Origin of the sequence: Streptomyces sp. NPDC001663 (assembly GCF_042893105.1) — a bacterium.
Lineage (GTDB): Bacteria > Actinomycetota > Actinomycetes > Streptomycetales > Streptomycetaceae > Streptomyces.
Genome location: NZ_JBIAUR010000041.1, coordinates 1 through 20,156, shown reverse-complemented (window position 1 = coordinate 20,156; position 20,156 = coordinate 1). Strand labels below are relative to the sequence as shown.

Here is a 20,156-nt window from a genome sequence, read left to right as displayed (position 1 = left end):
CGCACCGACATGGCCCGAGGCAGTCGAGGCGACAGTGGACTTGTCTCAGGCAGCACCGGGAGATCCGGGCACGGTGACGCCGGAACCATCGGCCTCGGCGAGCGCGGATGCCACCGAGATCGGTGACGTGATCGAAGTCGCGCCCGCACCCGATGACTCAGGAACCAGCGCGCAGTTGGCCCGGGCACGACTCGCCGACGAGGACACGCCCACGCCGGCACCCAGCGCTTCGGACAGCACCCAGGCGACTGCCGCCGCTAGCCCGGAGCCGAGCACGAGCGCACCGCCACAGCCCTCGCCGTCGGCATCGGCCGAGCCCGCGGACGAAACCGTGGCGCCGGATCAGGTTGACGTGCGGGTGCTGGACCGCCAGGATGTGGCCCCCGTCGGCGGCGTGGGCTTGGGGTTGCAGGTCACCCGATCCGACGGCGTGACCGCGCCCGGGCAGGTCCAGGTCGACATCGACTACTCGGGCTTCAAGTACGCCTACGGCGGCGACTTCGCCTCCCGGCTGCGACTGGTGAAGCTGCCCGCCTGCGCGCTGCAGACACCCGACGCCGAGGACTGCACGGACCGCGAGATCGTGCCCGCCGAGAACGACCCGGCCACGGGCACATTGACGGCGACGGTGGTGGCCGAGCCGGACAGCGACGGCCTGTCCACCCAGCTCGGCAGCACCAGCAGCTCCGTCTACGCGCTGACCACCGGCTCCTCCTCGGACCAGGGCGACTACCGCACCTCCACGCTGTCGCCGACCGGATCGTGGGACGTGGCGACCGGCTCCGGGGCCTTCACCTACAGCCTGCCGGTCAATCTCCCCAAGCCCGCGACGGGCTCGGCCCCGTCGCTGGCGCTGACGTACAACTCGCAGTCGGTGGACGGCCGCACCTCGGCGACGAACAACCAGGCCTCCTGGGTCGGCATGGGCTGGGACCTGAACGTCGGGTTCATCGAGCGCCGGTACCGCAACTGCACCCAGGACGGGCTGAACACGATCGGCGACATGTGCTGGGACTCGCCCAACACCGCCAAGGAGCCGGACGGCGCCCTCTACGTCATCAACCTCAACGGGGTGACCTCAACCCTGGTGCAGGACGGCACCGGCACCGGCTCCTACCACGTGCAGGACGATCCCGGGTGGCGGGTGCAGCACCTGAGCGGCGGACACGGCGCAGACGACGAGTACTGGGTGATCTCCACGCAGGACGGGCAGCGCTATTACTTCGGCTGGGGCCGCTCGGAGCGCACCGGGGATGCGACCGCGTCGGTGTTCACCATGCCCGTGGTCGGCAACAACGCGGGCGAGCCGTGCCACGACCAGTTCCCCGAGCCGTGCACGCAGGCTTGGCGGTGGAACCTGGACCGCACGGTGGACGCCAACGAGGTCGAGTCCGTCTACTTCTACGACAAGGAGACCAACTACTACCGGTCGGTCGCCAACACCGACAAGGCCCGCTCCTACACCGCCGGCGGCTACCTCACCAGGATCGAGTACGGCTGGGCGGCTCAGATCGCCAACTCCAAGCCGACCGGCAAGGTCGAACTCTCCCATGTGGGCCGGTGCGTGGAGCGCATGACGGACGCGGACCCGCTGCGCAGCGAGCCGGGCGCCTGCCCGTCGATTTCCTCCAGCCCCTCGTCCTACCCGGACGTGCCGGTCGACCTGCTGTGTGACGGCAGTTCGGCGGACTACTACTGCGCGGGCAAGACGTACTATCCGACGTTCTTCAGCAAGGACATGCTGTGGGACATCAAGACCTACGTGCTGAAGACCAGCGCGGACGGCTGGGACCTGGTGCAGCAGTACCAGACCAAGCACGGCCTGCCCAACCCGGACGGCGCGATCGGCAAGACGCTGTGGCTGGACTACGTCCAGCGCAAGGCCTACGGCACGGGCACGGACATCGTCCTGCCGGTCATCAACTTCAACGGCATCGACCTGGACAACAAGGTCGGCTCCACCGAGCTGAACTTCCGCCGCGTGAACACCATCCACGGCGACCTGGGCGCGACCACCATCGTCAGCTACGGCTCACCGAACCCGTGCAGCGCCGACAGCCTGCCCACCGAGTCGTCGAACACCAAGGACTGCTTCTGGCAGAAGTGGACCCCGGAGGGCGACACCGAGGCGAAGAAGGGCTGGTTCAAGAAGTTCCTGGTCACCAAGGTGACCGTCGACCCGACGGTGACCAGCAGCCAGGACGGCGCCCCGGAGATGACCACCTCCTACGACTACCAGGGCGGGGCCGGCTGGCGCTTCACCAACGACCCGCTCACCCCGGACGACGACGAGTCCTGGTCGGACTGGCGCGGCTACCAGCGCGTGGAGGTCACCTCCGGCACCGGTACGGTCAAGCACTCCACCTTCCACTGGCTCTACCGTGGCCTGGACGGCGACCGCACCTCCAAGACCAACCCCTCCGCCACCCGCTCCGTGTCGGTCACCGACGGCGAGGGCACCTCGTATCCCGACTCGGCGTGGCTGCACGGCCGGACGATCGAAACCTCCACGCGGGACGACGCCGGCAACTCGCACCAGCGCGTCTTCCACGGCTACTGGACCCACACCACCGCCACCTACGACGGCCTGCCCGACGCCCGCTTCGTCCGCGAGGACGAGACCACCACCGACACCAAGATCTCCACCGGCTGGCGCACCCACGTCGTCCAGAACGAATACGACGCCGGCAGCGACGCCTCGGCCAAGTACGGGCTGCCGCTGCGCACCGACGACCAGGGTGAAAAGGACGTCTCCGACAACCGGTGCACCACCTACGGGCGCGCCTACAACGACGACCTCTACGACGGCAGCAGCATCCAGCGGTGGACGGTGCTCGTGGATGAGACCCGCCACTACTGGACCGGCTGCGCCAGCCGGGACGCCGACCACCAGGACGGCTACGCCACCACCTTCTACGACAACGCCGCCGACGTGGACAGCAACAAGCCCGTCGACGGCAACCCCACCGAGACCCGCACCTACGCCAGCGCGAAGACGGACGACTACCAAAGGGCCAAGGCAGGCTTCGACGACGCGGGCCGGGTGCGCTGGACCGAGGACGCCTACGCGAACCGCACCACCACCACCTACAGCCCGGAGAACAACTGGCCCACCGACGGCACCACCACCACCTCGCCCGACCCGGACGGACTCGCCTCCGCGCGTGGCCCGCTGTCGACGACGGTGTGGATGTCCCGATTCTGGGGCGTGCCGTATCAGAGCAGGGACGCCAACGGCAACATCACCAAAGTCACCCTGGACGCGGCCGGCCGCCCCAGCGAGGTATGGAAGCCGACCGAAACCGGCAGCTCACCCTCGCTCAAGTTCAGCTACACCATCCCCGCCTCCACCAGCGGGACAGTGCCCGACTCGGTCGACGGCTACCCCCGCGTGGCCACCCACACCCTGCAGTCGGACAGCACGTATCTGTCCTCCTACGCCTACACCGACGGGCTCGGCCGGGCCCGGGAGACACAGGCCCCCATCCCGGACGGCACCGACCCCTCCACAGGCGCAGAGGTGCCCAACCGGCAAGTCGCCGTCACGCGGTACGACACGGCCGGCAACGTCACCGGCACCTCGGCAGTCTTCCGCAACCAGGGCACCGCAGGCTCAGGAGGCCCGGTCAGCCCCAAGGTCGAGGACCTGCCCTCATACACCGACCTGACCCTGGACTGGGCGGGACGGACCACGCTGTCGCAGATCCTCGTCGGTGACGGAACCACCGCGCGAGGCGTCGCCCAGGGCCGGGTCCAGACGGCCTATCACGGCGACTACAACACCGTCACCCCAGCGGTGGGCGGCGCCACCGACAGCTACGCGGACGTCTACGGGCAGATCTCCAAGGTCGTCGAGCACAACGGCAGCTCCACCTACGCCACGCAGTACCTCTACACGGGCACCGGTGCGCTGCAGAAGATCACCGACCCCCGGGGCAACGACACCATCTACAACTACAACTGGGCCGGACAGCGCACCCGGGTCGCCGACCCGGACGCCCGCATCACCGTCACCGACTACGACGACAACGGCCAGGTCAGCGCGGTCACCAGCAACAACGGGCAGACCGTCCTCGACTACAGCTACGACAACCTGGGCCGCAAGACCGCTGTGACGAGCGGCACCGCCGTACTGGCTAGCTGGGTCTGGGACGGCCTGACCGTGGCCGGCGGCAAGGGTCAGATCACCACGGCCACGAGCCGGGACACCGGCGGCAACACCTACACCGTCAAAACCAACGCCTTCGACGGCCGCGGCCGCCCGCTGAGCACCACGGTCAGCATCCCGGCCAGCGTCACCGGACTGGCCGGCGACTACACCACGAACTCCACCTACGACGCCGCCGACCACCTCACCTCGGTCACCTACCCGAAGGCCGGCGGGCTGGACGAGGAGACCGTCACCACCACCTACAACGCCTACGGCCAGCCCCGCAGCCTCGCCTCCGGCCAGCAGACCTACGTCAAGACCACCCTCTACGACGCCTACGGCCTGCTCACCGACCGGTACTACGGCGGCCCCACCGGCGCGGTGAGCGGCGTCGCCGCGCAGCGCACCTACAGCTACTCCTACGCCAACGGCACCCGCTGGCTGCGCGGCATCGCCACGACCACCACCGTCGGCCAGTACACCAGCGAAAAACAGCAGGACCTCTACGACTACGACGACACCGGACGCATCACCGCACTCCATGAACAAGCAAGCGGCCAGAGCGCACAGACGCAATGCTTCCGCTACGACGACCAGGCCCGCCTGACCAGCGCCTACACGCGTGCCGGCCTGGGAACGTGCTCCCTGTACAGCAGCTCCGACTTCACCGGCGAAGCCCCCTACCAGACCGCCTACACCTACGACCGGCTCGGCAACCTCCAGTCCATCACCGACACCGCCAATACCGGCACGGCCACCACCCGCGACTACCTCTACCCGGGCTACGACGACGCGGGTACCTGGACCACCGCGAACGCCGCCTGGCCACACGGCGTCCGCAAGATCAATCACATCACCGCCGGCACCACCACGGGCACCGACACCTTCACCTACGACGCCGCCGGCCAGATGGACACGCGCAGCGAACCCGGCACGAGCACCGACTACGACTGGACCAAACTCGGCCAGCTCTCCACCGTCAGGACGACCACCTCCGCCGGCAGCCAGCTCACCCGCTACACCTACGACGCCGACGGCAACCTCCTGTTGCGCACCACACCCCAGGAAACCGTCGCCTACCTCAGCGGCACGGAACTGCACACCGACGGCCAGACCACCACCGCCACCCGCTACTACGCCTGCGGCACCGCGACCGTGGCCATGCGCACCACCACCGGCACCACCAGCACGGGCGGCAAACTCACCTACCTGATGGCCGACACCCAGGCCTCCACCCAACTCACCGTCGACGCCACCACCGGCGCCGCCAGCCGCCGCCGCTACACCCCCTTCGGCGACGAACGCAGCGGCACCCTGCCCACCGGCACCGACCACGGCTTCCTCGGGCAGAGTGAAGACACCAGCACTGGCCTGTCCCTCCTCGGCGCCCGCGCCTACGACCCTCACCTCGGCCGCTTCCTCAGCCCCGACCCCCTCAACACCCCCTACATCCCGCAAAACCTCTCCGCCTACAGCTACAGCATCAACAACCCCATCAATTACAGCGACCCATCCGGTCTCTCCTTCACGGCGGAGGACCACGGCGGAAGCAACGACTGCAGCCGCCCCGAAATCGTCTGTATGAACGAAGTCCCCGCCGGCGATCTCCCGGACTACGAAAGCGGCGGCGACGACTACAACCACGATGGCTACGCCACCATCCACCCCGGCGTCAACGTCCCCATCATCTGGGCGAAGAAGAACGAATTCATCACGGCGTTCTTCGCCGACATGAGCGACCAATGCCAGCCGGAAGAGCGAAACCGCTGCTACTCCGTCGACCCAGGTGAGCCATGGGCCGACGTCAAAGCGTCGGTCGCGGAAAAGCAGCTCACCAACCTCCTGTTCCGGGCATGTGGCGAGGTCGCAGGAAGCTCAACATGCCCCGTAGCGGGCGGGTCGCTAGCCGATGAGGTCCTCGCCGGAGCTGGCCTCAGCGCGATATTCGGCGGAGGCGAAGGACCAGGAAACGGTGCACGCATCGGCGGCGGAGGCTGCGGCAAGAACAGCTTCACTCCCGACACTGAAGTCCTCATGGCCGACGGGTCAACTAAACCCATCGGAGAAATAGAGCCGGAAGACAAGACCCTCGCGACCGATCCGGAAACGGGCGCGACCGAGGCCCGTACGGTCCTGGCCACCATCGTCACCAAGAGCGACAAGGCCTTCTCCGAGCTCACTTTGAGATCCGATGACGGCGAGGCCAAGGTCACCGCAACCAGCCACCACCCGTTCTGGTCACCCAGCCAGGACGCGTGGGTCGACGCAGGGCACCTCAAGCCGGGTATGACCCTCCTCACCAACACCGGCGCCAAGGCCACCGTCACAGCCACCCGTTCCTTCCACGGCAGGCATGAGACCCGCAACCTGACCATCGACGGAATCCACACCTACTATGTGCTGGCGGGCACCACGCCGGTGCTCGTTCACAACGCACAGTGCCGTACCTTCGGATTCAGTAGCGCCCCTGAAGTCCCCGGGGTCTACATCATCACCATGAAAGACGGAAAGGTATACGTCGGGTCAAGCGACAAGAATGTACACGGCCGTATACATGCAGCATTTACGGACAAAGATGCCGCAGTGAAGAAAGCGGGATATAGGCAGTCCGACGTGGCCAGCGTTGGCGTCAATGATATGACCGGACATTCCTGGAAAGCGATACGCGAGCAGGAGCAGTCCGTGATTGACCAGTACGGTGGCATAGGCGGAGGTACGCTGCTGAACAGGAGAAATGAAGTTCCATGACGCGGTCAGATTTCGCTGTCCTCCAGTGGGACTCGCGCGACGGACTCGATGAGCAGCTACTTGTGAGGCAATACGAGGCGGGCGGCTACAACGGGATCTATCTCCGCGTCCCGCGCGAAGGGCAGGTGGAGAACCTCAACTTCTTGGGCGCGCTTCCCGGTCTGAAGTATATCGAAGTGAACGGCGCAGTCCGGGACGATTCCGAGGCATTCAAGGTCCCTGGAATTCGAGAGATTGTGCTCCTGACAAGATCTCAACAGGCGATCCCCGCAGAGCCTAGTCCCAGCATTGAGAAAATCGGAACCGATGCACGCCAAGGACTGTCTCATCTTGCAACGATTCCACGCTTGACGAACCTCCAGCTGTGGAATTTCGCTGGCAAAGATCTTTCCTGGGTTTCCAGATGTCAACACCTCGCTCATCTGAAAATCGAGGGAATGGGGCAAAGTGTTGAATTGTGCGGGGTGGAGGCATGCGTATCGCTGGTCGACCTGGAGCTCCTTGAAATGCGCGTGGTCGGGCTCGAGCCGCTCCGTCATCTGATGCGCCTGCAGCGTCTCTGGATCCTTGGGAATAGTGACTTCGCTGCGGACCCGCCGATGGATCTCGACGACTTGTCCTCCCTTGAGCAACTCGAAGAACTACGGATTACATACTCTGGATCTGTTCGCTCAGCCCAGCCTCTCCTAGGTCTCCCCGCGCTGAAAGACGTTCGTCTACGGGGAACAGAGGTTTTGGATCGAAACCTCCATCCCTTGGAGCTCCTTTCCAGCCGTATCACTGTCGTGGGACCTGGAGAGTAGAAGTCAGACGAGAATGGGCAGTGACTGAAGCCGCAGTCTTCACGGCCATGGGCGAGGGTGTGCAGCTTGGCGAGCCGGCGAATTGACCGGATGCTGGGAGCACGCTAAGCGCGTATCCAGAAGTTCTGCGCGCAAAGGGAGTTGGCGGCTGTCTGGGTGGTGAGTACCCCGGCGATGTCGTTCGCCATGCGGATGCCCTCGGCTACAGGCCGCGCAGGTGATGATGGTGCGGGCCTGGATGAGTGTGTGCTCGGTGAGCTCCATCCGGGTCGTCGACGGCCTCGCGGACCAGAAATCGTACTTTTGGCGAACGGCCGAGACTTGCCCAGCCGGATCGGTGGATCGCGGTCGAGGAGCGGCGAGAGGCCGAACACCGACGCGGCGAGGAGCGGCGTCCGCTTCCGCCGGAGTGGCTGATCGAGCGGGGCATCGGGGCCGGGAGCCCGCCCGCGCGGGTCCACCGGGGGGTGTCATATGGCGAAGGGCGCCCGCGTCAAGGGGATCAGCGAAGACATGGCGCGGAGGGCACTATATGAGCATGTCGAGGCCTGCCCTCACTGCAATCCGGACACGGCGCTCCAGGTCATCCCGGAGTAGGCCAGCGGCAGGCCGTTCATGTCGGCAAGGGTACTGGTCAGGTCCGTGCCCTTGCGGGGCTGGAGCATGACCAGACCAGGACCCGCGGAGGGCTAGGCGAGATGATCTACGCCGGCGTCTGGGAATCCGAGGCCGGTTCCAGTGGCTCGACGGGGAGCAGAGCGCGCAGGCTGCCGAAGACCCAGGTGTCGACGGTCTCGGGGTAACGCTTGATCCAGTCCGCGGGCGGGAGTTCGTGCAGTTCCTCCAGCCCGTGGCACCACTGCGAGATGACGTTGTCGCCGTGCGCAAGGTCCTTTACTGCCGCCCGCAGTTTGACGGCATGTCGCAGGATGCGGTCGCTGTTCGCGGACCAGATGTGCCCGATCGAGGCACCCTCGTGCGCGATAAAGTTCCGGGCTTCCCTGGCCCTGTGAAGGGTGTCCAAATCCATGGTCTGGCCCATCGGGTGGGTGGCCAGAGTGTGGAGAGTGCCGCCCAGTAGCCTGTCCGCTGGCGCTGCGGCGATGGCCTGTTCCAGGGTCAGGGCCGGGTCTACCTGGTGGGCGGTGATCAAGTTGCCTACTCGGAGTACGTATTGGCACTTGTTCTCGTAGGCGTTCGCGAGGTGAAGGGCCCGTCCCGCTGAAAGGAACAACGCATCGAGCAGTTCCGTTTCCCTGGGCGCCAGGAGGCTAAGTGACCAGCTCATCCCAGTCACGATAGCGCCGGGCTCCCCGGCGCCGCCTGTGAATTGTCGGGGTCCCTCTATTTGCCACGAGCGATGTCGTCTTGGAGCGCGAGATGCCTATCTAGGTCCGTCACTGCCTTCTCCACCTTCTGTTCGAAGGGCTCGAAGGCGTCTTCAACGCTGGCGTACTCTCGCACAAGCTCGTGCTTGTCGTGTATCGATTCCAGTGCGGACACCTGACTCCGCCACCGCTCCAGGTCTGCCTTGGAGTACGGGTACTTTCTTCCGCGAACCTGCTCAAGGGTTGTCGTCGCCGTGAGGTTCGCCTGCACGAGGCGCAGGGCATCCCCGCGTACGAGGCCCGGAATGCCAAGATTCTCCTCGATGAACGTGAGTCCATCCCTCATCTCATCTAGGCGAGCATGCAGGTACTGGGCGAGTGCACTGCGTACCTGGGGCAGGTCGAGTCCTACTTCGCGGCGGAGCTGCGCGGCGATCCTCTGGGGAAGGTCCTGCCCCACGAGACCTAGCGGACCGTCGGCCACAGCGTACCTCTTGAGCTCCGGCCCGAGATTAGAGGGGGAGCCGTACGCCATGTACAGCTGACGGTACGAATCCAGCGCCGTGCATGCGCAGTCGAAGTAGATCAGGGTGGCGGGCTTGATGACTTCGGGCCTCAGCTTGTCGCGGTGGTACATCTCGTTGCGGTACTTGTGCAGCTTCTCCAGGACAGGGCCGAGTGCAGCGTCCAAGGGTCCACGCTCGACGAGAAAAGCCACCTTGGTGTCGAAGTTGCGGTCGATCTTGTTCAGCTCGGACTTGGAGATGATCCTGGCCTCAATCGCTCCGACCTCAGCAGCCGCCTTGGTACTTCCATGGGCTGCGAGCTGCTTATATGTGGACAACAGTCCAATGAGCATCTCCTGGTCCCAGAGCTCGGATTCCACCGTCCTGTGAAGGATCAGTTCCGTCACGCTGTCAAGGAGTATGAACGCCAGCCGCAGGTGAGCCACGCGCCCTTTCTCGATCAGGTCCTTGGCCTCTTCGAGCTGCACGACGATGAGCTCCAACTGCTCCATGTGGATCCTCCGTTCACGCAGCCTGATCGCTCACTCCCCATCATCTCTGGCTGGCAGCGTGGGCGGCACGTGACTTTCATAGGCACCACGAGGACATGCCCATGAGGGTTCTCTACATAGATGCACCGCTAGCAGCGCCCGGGGACTGCCTCAACTTGCCGCGGCGGACGCCTGCTTCGCACCAGCGCGGGCCGGGGCGACACCGAGGTCGTCAACGGGCACGGGTACGGTCGTCCAGGCTCGCGCGCAAGGGCGGGCCGTGCCAGCGATACTCGTCGCGATTACCGCGGCACAAGCCGCGCCCAGCAGGCTGCGCCACCGGCAACCGCCCGCCGGTGCTCGGGCGTACCCCATGGGGGTTGGTGAGCGTGGTGTGGGTGGCGGGATCGCGGTCCAGCAATGCCGCCACCGCCTCGCTGGCCCCCGCAGTCCGCAGCTCGCGCAGATGCTCATCGGTGGCCAGGAGTGCCGGCAGGCGCCGCGCCGGTCAGGTCGGCGAAAGAAAGGTTCGTGCCCGTCAGGTTCGCGCCCGTCAGTCTCACCTGGCCGGGAGCCGCGCCTCTCGGCGACGGCCCCGTGCTTGCTGCTCTCACCCCCCTGTCCGCTGCCGTGCCCACCCTCTGCCGGCCTACGACGAGAGGCCCGGCACGTCCGGTGCCGCATCCAGAACGTGCTGGCGCGCTGCTGTGGAAGGCAGGTCTCCCCATAGACGCCGATGGAGGGCGTCGGCTGCGGCTGCCATGTGTGCATGGTCGAGCGGCTTGGCTTGCGGGTCCAGCACAGTGGGTGGATGGGCACTGTGCCGGGGACCACGAATGATCAGACCATGGTCCGGGAAGCGGCCCAGCACGGGCGTGCCGTAGCGCACCAGTTGTTCTTCGACGGCCAAGTCGAAGCCGTCCAGGGCGGCAGCGTCTTCGGAGTCCGTGAGAAGCAGCAGCCCGTCGAGGGGGTGGGCGCACCGGCCCAACTGCTCCGACCGCCACAGGACGGCCGATTCGGCTGGTGTCAGCCGCACACCATCGTTCGCATGCGTGGTGTTGCCCGTGGTCTTGCCAGGGAACGGAATCTGGCGCTGGAAGGGCCGGGCGTGATGCACGAGAATCCGAAGGTCTGCAGCCCACTTCGGGGACATCACCTCCTGCATCCATCCGTCATACGCGCCGATCAGGAACACCTGGTCGAAGGCGCTGCGGGCATGCTGAAGTGCCGCGCTGATCGCGTCGCTGGAGTTGGGGACCGCCAGCGACCACAGCTGGCCGGGCGGGGGAGCAAGGCGCAGCCTCGTCCATCTGCTGACCCCCTTCGGCATTGGAGCCGTCGCCCAATCCGGGCGGCGCCGATCGCCCAAGAGGAGGCCCATGCTGCTTTCTTCCACGAGAAGGAGACCTACGGCAAGACCGCGGGCAGCCCAGGCGGCGATGCGCTCGGCCGCCCTGGCCAGGTGGTCCCGCCCCAGGCCGCCGGACGGCGCGTCAACGAGTTGGACGACGCACGCCTGCTTCAGAACGTCTGACTCCGTGCCCTTCTCTGCCCGCCGGGGCCGGCTGACGTTGCGGCCATCGCCCAAGGCCGTCAACGGCCGTGGGCTAGGGATCGAGCCAGCGGCGGCCGCCGGTACGCGACTGCTGCGAATGGTGAGAACGCCGCGGCAGAAAGACCAGCGGGGTGCCATTCTCACCGTGCAATTCTCGGGTCCGCACGCGTGGTCCAGCAGCCGTAGCCCGCACCCCACAATGCCGTCCTCGAGTACCTCGATCAGCCGTTCCTCGTCGAACCCGCCAACTCCCACCTGGCGTTCGAGCAACCAGTCGAGCCCGTGGTCAGCCATCTCCGTACTCAGCCGTACACCCACGTACCCCGTGAGGCTGTCCCACAGGCGGGGGCGTCGCAGCAGGGCACTGCCCATCGAGCAGGAAACAATGAGCCGGCGCAGCAGACTGCGCTCCACCGGCTCTCGGCGACCAGGGCCCCGCTCTTCACGCAACGGATCCCACTGCACGACGTGCCCGGATGCCGTGACCTGAGCGGTGTGGGCGGCCAGCAACGCGGCAAGGTCCTCACCATGCGGTCCGCTCACCCACACCGCCGGCTCAGGCGAGCGCCAGGATGCCTCGAATGCCCAGGGACGGAGACCGAAGCGCAAACGCGCACCGTCCATCCGCACGGTCAGTTCACGGACGCCACGCCACGATCCCTTCCTCGTGCGGTACGGCAACAGCCCGAAAAGGGACCGCACGTCCGCAGGGCGTTCAAGGCGCAGAACCAGCCACTCTTCCACCGGCTTGGCCTCCCTGACGCCGAACGGCCGCGTCTGACCGTCCACGGCGCCAAGTGCAGAGATCAGTGCCGCTTCCAGAAGAGCCTGCTCTCCTGAAGCCGAGGGTACGAGGTGATCGAACCGGTCGAGTCCGCCCAGACGGCGTCGTACGCCCTCGAGCGACTCACCGGTGAGCTGGCAAGCAGCGTTGCCGAGCTGATCCATGCAGTACATGCGTGTTCCTCCGAGGAGCCCCCCGACCTGGGCAACGAAGGCGCATCTCAACACAACTGCGGGATCCGGCAATGGGCTCACGACGTTGGTTCTCTGACGATGCCGCGTGGTCGGGTCGAGCATCCAGAACTGGCCGCGTCCGAGGCCAGGCGCGAGAAAGCTAGCCCGACCGCTCCGCCAGTTCCACCCGCCACGCCGACAACGGCCGCCTGTCGCCATGTCACCACGAACATCTGCCCGATGACGGCGAGAGCGCGCCGGCCCGTGGCCTTTCCCTTGCAGTCCCACCCGCACTCAGGGGAGCGGGTACAGGCGCCACCGCTCGTCATGGCCAGGTGCCCCGCGATGTTCGTCGACCAGAACATGGAGCTGCAGTTCGGCAATCTCTCCCGTTGGGCCGTCCGCCCCCAGGTGGGGGATCACAGTCTCCTCGAAGAAGCGGGAGCGCGTCTCGGCGGCGTGTACGCCGTGCCGTGCCTGTGTATCAGCCTGTGCCGGTGTCAGGCCCATGCGGCCTTCGGCTGCCTGGGCGGTGAGGACCCCTGCGATGTCGGTCGCCATGCGGATGCCCTCGGCGTACCGGCCGCGCAGGAAGGCGACCATCGCTTCGCGCTCGGAGGTCACTCGGCGGCCCCTTCTGTCTCGGACACGGCGGCGGACCCGCCCGTGGCATGGCCGGCAGTAACCGCCTTGTGGTCAACTCCCATGCTGTCGTGGCGTGTCCGCGCGTCTCCGCGCGCGAGCACCTCGTCGGGCCGGTCGATCGTGGACAGAGCGAGGCAGCTGCCGTCGTAGTCGAGGCGCACCCCGTTGGAGCCGCGCTCGCGTCATCCCGGCACCGCAGAGATCACCCGCAGCAGGTCCGCGATCGTCACCTGGGCCATCAGCGTGCCCTCGACGGCCGCGCGCCTCGCGGGGCATCGCACCTGAACTGCCATAGCTGAGCGAAGCGTTCGAGCGTCAGCTCCTCAATCTCCCCGTCCCACACCCCCTGAAGCCACATCGGGGCGGAGTCCACGCTGGCCGGTGCCCGATTTCGTCGACCTACCGGTACCCCACGGTTTAGAACTGGGTGAGATCACTCCAGCTCCACGGCGCTGCGGGTTGGCCATCCGCCGTTCTCCCGTAGGGGCTCGCAGATTGCAAGGTGCCGACACCCGCATTCGCGGCGCGATGCGTCAGGGTGTCAGCAGCCAGGCTGGCCCCCACCGTCCGCAGTTCCTCCAGCAGCTCGTCATAGCCGAAGTGATAGGTGAGGTCAACGCGGTCTGCTGCTCGTTGCGCGAGGGCGTCGAGCACCTCAGCGGCTCCCGCCCTCCGCAGTTCACGCAGCAGATCGGTGACGGAGTACGGGTCCTCGACATCTACGTGGTCTGCTGCGCGCTGCGTCAGAGTGTCGACCGCCTCGTCGGCCCCCGCGGTCCGCAGCTCTTGCAGAAGACTGGCGACGCCGGATGGGTTGGTGACGGTGGTGTGAGTGGCGGGGTCGCGATCCAGCAGAGCCGCCACCGCCTCGTCGGCCCTCGCGGTCCGCAGCTCGCGCAGGAGACGAGCGACGCCGTCCGGGTCGGTGAGGGTGGTGTGGGTGGCGGGATCGCGATCCAGCAGAGCTACCACCGCCTCGCTGGCCTCCGCCGTCCGCAGCTCCTGCAGCAGCTGGGCAACGCCGTCCGGGTCGGAAAGATCACCATCTGCTGCCCGCCGCATCAAGGTGTCGAGCGCCTCGCTGGCCCGCGCCGCCCGTAGCTCCTGCAGCAGATGGGCGACGCCGTCCGGGTCGGTGAGATCAATGTCTGCTGCTCGCTGTGCCAGGGTGTCGACCGCCGCGCTGGCCCCCGCCCTCCGTAGCTCCTGCAGAAGGTTGGCCACCTCGTGGGGGTTGGTGAGGGTGGTGTGGGTGGCAGGGTCCCGGTCCAGCAGTGCCGTCACCGCCTCGCAGTCCCCTACCTCCTCCAACAGATTTAGCACGTCCAGCAGTTCGGTGACTGTGGGCGGGTTGGTGAGGTCGATGTGGTCTGCTGCTCGCTGTGCGAGGGTGTTGAGCGCCTCGATGGCCCCGATCATCCACAACTCCCTAAGCAGACCGGCGACGCCGTGGTCGGTGAGATCAACGTCTGCTGCTCGCTGCGCCAGGGTGTCGACCGCCTCGCTGGCCCCCGCCCCCTGTAGCTCCTCCAGAAGGCGGGCTACCGCGAGGGCGTCGGTGAGGGCGGTGTGGGTGGCGGGATCCCGGTCCAGCAGCGCCGCCACGGCCTCGTCGGCCCCCGCGGTCCGCAGCTCGTGCAGGAGACGGGCGACGCCGTCCGGGTCGGTCAAGGTGGTGTGGGTGGCGGGGTCCCGGTCCAGCAGAGCCGCCATCGCCTCCCTGGCCCCCGTCCTCTTCAGCGTCTCCAGCAGATCAGCCACGGCGACTGGGTCGGTGAGACTACTGTGCACTGCCACCCATTGAGGAACGCACTGGTGAGGGTCGAGCGCTGGGGGGAGGGCGGCAACAAGGTTTGTAGGGGCACGGGAGTGGCCTGTGAGGACGGCTTTGCGCCACAGCAGGACCCCATGCCGGTACAGGCCGCGCTGCCAGGCAGCCTGAGCGAGGTTGTTGACGTCGTCGGGGTCCGTGGTGTGCTCGAGCAGGGCCTGCCATAGGGAGGGTGTGCCGAGTTGGTCCGCACGGAGTCGTCGAGTCTGTTGGGCGAGGTAGTCGGCTGGGTCGTACCGGGCGGCTGCGCCGGAGCGGGCACGCAGGACGGTCAAGGCCGACAGCGTGTTCCGGATGTCGGTGCGAGTTCCGTCGGGTCGTCTTCCCGTGGCCAGAGCATCCAGGACCTGGTCGGACCAGTCTGCGGCGGAGCTGCGGTGGTGTGGGGCGAGGGCGCCGTCTGCGGCGTCGGCGAGCAAGGCAGGGGGCAGGGGCGCGCGGTGGCCCAGGCGGCGGGCGTCCAGGCCGGCAGTGAGCAGGGCGTATTCCTGGTGAGTGAAGTGGGTGCCAGGGCCGGCGAGGTAGGCGGCCAGTAGTTCGGGTCCTCCGCTGAGGTGCTGGATGACTCGTCCGTCCGCCCGGCCAGCAGCCCAGGCATCTGACAATCGCTGGTCACGCTGGACTTCGATGAGGTCCTGCCAACGGTGGAAGTCCTCCGTGGTGAGCTGCGGCGGGACGGGAATGCGGATGGTCAAGGAGGGGTGTGTGAGCAGGGCACGGACCTGCGTGTGGAGTTTGGCAGTGCCCTCGGCGACAGCGAGTTCGTTCCAGTAATCGGGCCACAAGGTGGCCAATGCGGCCACACCGGGGCGGCGTTGCAGTACACGTTGAAGGTCGGCGGCGGCTTCTTCGCCGACCCTGCCGTAGAGGAATCGCTGTGCCTCGTTGAGCCACAGCACCGTGCCGACAGCCATCGTGCCCTTCCGGAGGAGATCGAGGAGGTCGCCGGAAGTGATGGGTTTCAGCAGTGGGAGGGTCGGACCAAGGTCGTGTACAGCCTGGTAAAGGGCGCGGGTCTTTCCGGTGGACGACTCGCCGGTCAGCACGAAGAGCCGGGATGGACCGCCGGCCAGCACTGGTACCAGGGCGTCGCGCAGCAGAGAGTCGTGGGCCCGGTGAAGGTAGGGCGTCAGGCTCACGTCGCTGCTCGGTGGCTTGCCGGGTGTCGCGGCGTTGTGGACTTCCAGGGTTGCTGGCCCGAGCCCTGCCAGGGTCGCACGGAGGACGGGTGGGTCACCGTCGACGGCGGCCAGAAGGAGGCGCTTGAGAGTGGTGTAGGAGCGGTGTGCGCGCGAACCGGGCTGCACGATGCTGAAGTGATCTCCTGGAAGGACGGCAGCGTCAGGGAAGACGCTGCGCGCCGCGGCAGCGGTGACGATGTTGTCTGTCTCGGCGGCGTAGACAGAGAACGAGATCGGGCAGGTCCGCTCGGTGACTCGCCCGGCGTTGATGACGTCTCGCAAGATGATGCGCTGAGTGTCGGTGATTTGCTCGTTCAGCGGCCGCAACTGCTGTTCCTGCGGGTTGCGTCGCAGCAGCGCGCGACGCAAGGTCAGGGCTAGTTGTGAACCGTTGTTGGGGCAGGCGAACAGTACGACCTGACGGATGCGGGCTAGGTCCTCGCCGCGTCCCTCGACGAGCATCCGGGCGAGGTAACGCTGCACGACCAGGCCGCCTTGACTGTGGCTGACCAGCACCAGGTTGTTGAAGTCTTCCGCGTCAGTGTCCAGGAACTCCTTCAGGCTGTCGGCGACCGTGTCGAAGGTCGGGATACGGCGCAGTGGATGCGGTTGCCACACCCTGGTGTCGTAACCGAACGTCAACGCCTGCACGGCGGCCAGGTCCGGGTCTTCATCAAGCAGGGCTCTGAATGTGTCCCACATGGTCGGAACCGAATTGAACCCGTGGACGAACACCACGCCCAACTGCACGTACTTCTGCATCGCGTCCCCCGATCCCTGCAGACGCAGCGGAACTGCCAAGCAGCTCCATCCTGGGAACTGCGTCAGACAACTGCCTATATACGGTTACACCTGGAGCTTGGGAAGCCCAGGTCCCCGGCGTGGGTTCCCTCACTTACTGGCCGCTGAAAGTCCGCAACCGCCCTGCCGCGGAAAGCCGACCATCGCTTCTCGCCCATTCACGTGAGGAGGGCGAAGAGGTATACGCCTCGCTCGCCTCCTACTGCCAGTTCGTGTGAACCGTCCGCCCATGCACACGAGTAGAGCGTCCCCTCGGAGTGTGCGATGGCCACGGTGCGGGCTCCCGCGATCTCCCAAATCCGTACTGTCCGGTCGTTGCCGATGGTCGCGAGCCAGGTACCGTCTGGGGCGATGGCCACCGACCGTACTGCGTCGGTGTGGCCGGTGAGGGCGGCGGTGCAGGTGCCCGAGATCCGATCCCAAATCCGTACGGTCTGGTCGTTGCCGCCGGTGGCGAGCCAGGAGCCGTCCGGGGCGATCGCTACCGAGTGCACTGCCTCGGTGTCGCCAGTGAGGGTGGAAGTACAGGTTCCGGAGGTTCGCTCCCAGATCCGCACCTTTCCGTCCTGTCCGCCGGTGGCGAGCCAGGTGCCGTCCGGGGCGATGGCCACCGACCGTACTGCGTCGGTGTGGCCGGTGAGGGTGGCGATACAGGCACCCGAAGCCCGATCCCAGATTCGCACCTTCCCGTCACCCTCGCCGGTGGCAAGCCACGTGCCGTCCGGGGCGATCGCCACCGGCCCCCAGCCGGTATGGCGGGGGAGGGTGGCGGTGCAGGTCCCCGAGGCCCGGTCCCAGATCTGCACAGTTCCTTTAAAGCTGCCGGTGGCGAGCCAGGTGGCATCCGGAGCGATCGCCACCGACCACACGGTGTCGCTGTCGCTGGTGAGGGTGGCGGAGCAGGTCCCCGAGGCCCGGTCCCAGATCCGCGCCGTCCCGTTACGGCCCTCTGTGGCAATCAACGTGCTTTGCCTCCCGTCGCGGCCGCCGGTGGCGAGCCAGGTGCCGCCCGGGGCAATCGCCACGGACATCACGCAGTCGGTGGGGCCGGGCGAGGGAACCTGAGCAGCGAACTCCTGGTCCCAGGTCCGTACCGCCTCGGCGCTGGCGGTGGCGAGCCAGGTGCCGTCTGGGGCGATGGCCACCGACTGCACATGCTCGGTGTGGCCGGTGAGGGTGGCGGTGCAGGTCTGCGAGGCTCGGTCCCAGATCCGCACCTTTCCGTCACCGTCGCCGGTGGCAAGCCACGTGCCGTCTGGAGCGATCGCCACCGACGCCACAGGTTTGGAGTGGCCGGTGAGAGTGGCAATGCAGGTGCCCGGGGTCCGGTCCCAGATCCGCACCGCCTTGTCATGGCCACTGGTGGCGAGCCAGGTGCCGTCCGTGGCGATCGCCACGGACAGTACCCAGCCGGTGTGGGCGGTGAGGGTGGCGGTGCAGGTCTGTGAGGCTCGGTCCCAGATCCGCACGTTTCCGTCCCGGCCGCCGGTGGCGAGCCACGTGCCGTCCGGGGCGATCGCCATGGCCAGCACTGCATCGGTGTGGCTGGTGAGGGTGGCGGTGCAGGTCTGTGAGGCTCGGTCCCAGATCCGCACGTTTCCGTCCCGGCCGCCTGTGGCGAGCCACGTGCCGTCCGGAGCGATTGCCATCGACCACACGGCATCGGTGTGGGCGGTGAGGGTGGCGGTGCAGGTCTGCGAGGCCGGGTCCCAGATTCGTACCTTTCCGTCGTGGCTGCCGGTGGCGAGCCACGTGCCGTCTGGGGCGATCGCCACCGGCCCCCAGCCGGTGTGGGCGGCGAGGGTGGCGGTGCAGGTACCCGAAGCCCGGTCCCAGATCCGTCCCCCGTCGGCGCTGCCGGTGGTGGCGAGCCAGGTGCCGTCCGGGGCGATTGCCACCGACCGGTTCCCTCCGGAGACGCCCGGTGCGTGGCGGGTGAGCATGCGCTGCAGGGCCGTGTTGGGGCCGTCGGGCAGGGGCCAGCGGTTGACGAGGCAGGGGCGAAGGGCGGGGTCCTGCCGGCGGGCGGTGATCTGGGGGTGCCAGTGCGGGTGTGCCTCAAGACGGTTGTGGAGGACGCCGGTGAGGGCGTGGGGAGGGTCGGTGGGGATGAGGAGGTGGGCGATTTGGGAGATGCTGAGGGCCAGGGAGCGGCTGTGAGGGGTGTTGATGCGCGCCAGGTCGTTCCAGGGGGCGCTGGGGCCGCGTTGTGTCAGGCGTGCTTCGACCCAGCGCACATCGCCGGCTGTGGCCTCGGCGGACACGGTGCGGCCGGCGGTGATGAGATGGGTGATGAGGTGGTCAAGGAGGTAGCCGTCCTGAAGCTGCCACCAGGCGCGTTGGGGATCGGGAGCGGTGGGGGTCAGGGGGCGGGTCGGTGGCAGGGTGGCGGCGATGACATCGACCAGCTGGCTGTTGAGGCGGGCCAGGCCGGCCGTGCCGAGGCCGCCGCGGAGGTAGTCGCGGATGACATCGTGGATGCCGATCTGGCCGCCGTGCCGCGGGTCGAGAGTGAGCAGGGACAGGCGTGCCAGGTCCTGGCACAGGCTGCGTGTCTGGGCCTCGGCCAGCCCGCCGGTGGCCTCCCACAGCAGGGTGACGGCGGATACCGGGATGAGCTCATCCTCGGCGAAGATGCCGAGCTCGGTGAAGCGTTCGGCACCGCCGGGCGGCAACAGGGTTGTGGCTGCCTCGACCGAGGCTTTCACGGCCTGACTGCGCAGGCGGGGGTCGTCGAGGCTCCAGCTGGCGGCGGGGTCGTCCACCGCGGTGGGCCCGTGCGCGTGCAGCCGGTGAAGAATCCGCTCGGCGGTGGCAGCAGGGTCAGCGCCGGTGGCCGTCTGTTCGGCGATCAGACGGTTGGTCAGGCGCAGTAGCAGCGCCCAGCGGCCGGTGATCCGGAGCAGACCGTCAACTACCGCGTCGGGCAGGGGCGGCAGTTCACAGGTCAGTGCGGCCCGGGCCTGGGCGGGTATGACGACCCGATAGCGCTGTCAACCGGGGCCAGGAATGTCGGAGAAGGTTACATAAGGCCGCAGGGATCCGGGCGCTTCTTCCACCATCTAGTGCTGTGACCGGATATGTTCACCGGGTCGGGAGCGGCGGGGGACCGGACAAGCGGTTCGAGGGATCGGGCAGCGTTTGCACTGTGCGTGAG

10 protein-coding genes are annotated in these 20,156 nt (G+C 67.2%); 3 read left to right on the top strand and 7 right to left on the bottom strand.

Annotated features, from left to right (window positions below; translation table 11 throughout):
• The first annotated feature begins 73 nt into the window (after window positions 1–73).
• The 3 genes from ACFY1L_RS55315 to ACFY1L_RS55305 all read left to right on the top strand — a co-directional run bounded on the left by ACFY1L_RS55315 (window position 74) and on the right by ACFY1L_RS55305 (window position 8,298).
• Window positions 74–6,898, top strand: a complete 6,825-nt coding sequence (locus ACFY1L_RS55315) for an RHS repeat-associated core domain-containing protein (RefSeq protein ID WP_388843181.1) — start codon at window positions 74–76, stop codon at window positions 6,896–6,898.
• On the top strand, window positions 6,895–7,701 hold the full coding sequence (locus tag ACFY1L_RS55310; protein WP_388843179.1) for a hypothetical protein: 807 nt from the start codon (window positions 6,895–6,897) through the stop codon (window positions 7,699–7,701). Before ACFY1L_RS55315 ends, ACFY1L_RS55310 begins: the two co-directional genes overlap by 4 nt.
• A 474-nt stretch (window positions 7,702–8,175) precedes the next feature.
• Window positions 8,176–8,298, top strand: coding sequence for a DUF6233 domain-containing protein (locus ACFY1L_RS55305; RefSeq protein ID WP_388843178.1), 123 nt, complete (start codon window positions 8,176–8,178; stop codon window positions 8,296–8,298).
• Between the two features lie 106 nt (window positions 8,299–8,404).
• Here ACFY1L_RS55305 and ACFY1L_RS55300 read toward each other — a convergent pair whose 3' ends face one another.
• The 7 genes from ACFY1L_RS55300 to ACFY1L_RS55270 form a co-directional block, all read right to left on the bottom strand.
• Window positions 8,405–8,854 carry a hypothetical protein gene (locus ACFY1L_RS55300; protein ID WP_388843176.1) on the bottom strand — a complete coding sequence of 150 codons (450 nt, stop codon included), beginning with the start codon at window positions 8,852–8,854 and terminating at the stop codon, window positions 8,405–8,407.
• A 191-nt stretch (window positions 8,855–9,045) separates the two neighbouring features.
• Window positions 9,046–10,047 (bottom strand): hypothetical protein, encoded by a 1,002-nt coding sequence (locus ACFY1L_RS55295; protein ID WP_388843174.1) that lies wholly within the window; start codon window positions 10,045–10,047, stop codon window positions 9,046–9,048.
• A gap of 449 nt (window positions 10,048–10,496) precedes the next feature.
• Window positions 10,497–10,754 carry a pentapeptide repeat-containing protein gene (locus tag ACFY1L_RS55290; RefSeq protein ID WP_388843172.1) on the bottom strand — a complete coding sequence of 86 codons (258 nt, stop codon included), beginning with the start codon at window positions 10,752–10,754 and terminating at the stop codon, window positions 10,497–10,499.
• Complete coding sequence (locus ACFY1L_RS55285) at window positions 10,676–12,532, bottom strand: hypothetical protein (protein ID WP_388843170.1); 1,857 nt, start codon at window positions 12,530–12,532, stop codon at window positions 10,676–10,678. The genes ACFY1L_RS55290 and ACFY1L_RS55285 overlap by 79 nt, the downstream gene beginning before the upstream one ends.
• Before the next feature lie 303 nt (window positions 12,533–12,835).
• Window positions 12,836–13,165 carry a hypothetical protein gene (locus ACFY1L_RS55280; RefSeq protein ID WP_388843168.1) on the bottom strand — a complete coding sequence of 110 codons (330 nt, stop codon included), beginning with the start codon at window positions 13,163–13,165 and terminating at the stop codon, window positions 12,836–12,838.
• A gap of 438 nt (window positions 13,166–13,603) precedes the next feature.
• Entirely contained in the window at window positions 13,604–16,960 is a 3,357-nt protein-coding gene (locus ACFY1L_RS55275) for an alpha/beta fold hydrolase (RefSeq protein ID WP_388843166.1), read from the bottom strand.
• Between the two features lie 197 nt (window positions 16,961–17,157).
• The gene (locus tag ACFY1L_RS55270) at window positions 17,158–19,764 is read right to left on the bottom strand and encodes a hypothetical protein (RefSeq protein ID WP_388843164.1); all 2,607 of its coding nucleotides are present in this window, start codon (window positions 19,762–19,764) and stop codon (window positions 17,158–17,160) included.
• Window positions 19,765–20,156: the final 392 nt, after the last annotated feature.

What these genes read in the sequence shown, in the direction of transcription:
- ACFY1L_RS55305 (WP_388843178.1), top strand. Translation starts at nt 8,176, where the DNA reads ATGGCGAAGGGCGCCCGCGTCAAGGGGATCAGCGAAGACATGGCGCGG.
- ACFY1L_RS55275 (WP_388843166.1), bottom strand. Translation starts at nt 16,960, where the DNA reads ATGCAGAAGTACGTGCAGTTGGGCGTGGTGTTCGTCCACGGGTTCAAT.
- ACFY1L_RS55285 (WP_388843170.1), bottom strand. Translation starts at nt 12,532, where the DNA reads ATGGATCAGCTCGGCAACGCTGCTTGCCAGCTCACCGGTGAGTCGCTC.
- ACFY1L_RS55310 (WP_388843179.1), top strand. Translation starts at nt 6,895, where the DNA reads ATGACGCGGTCAGATTTCGCTGTCCTCCAGTGGGACTCGCGCGACGGA.
- ACFY1L_RS55295 (WP_388843174.1), bottom strand. Translation starts at nt 10,047, where the DNA reads ATGGAGCAGTTGGAGCTCATCGTCGTGCAGCTCGAAGAGGCCAAGGAC.
- ACFY1L_RS55290 (WP_388843172.1), bottom strand. Translation starts at nt 10,754, where the DNA reads ATGGGGAGACCTGCCTTCCACAGCAGCGCGCCAGCACGTTCTGGATGC.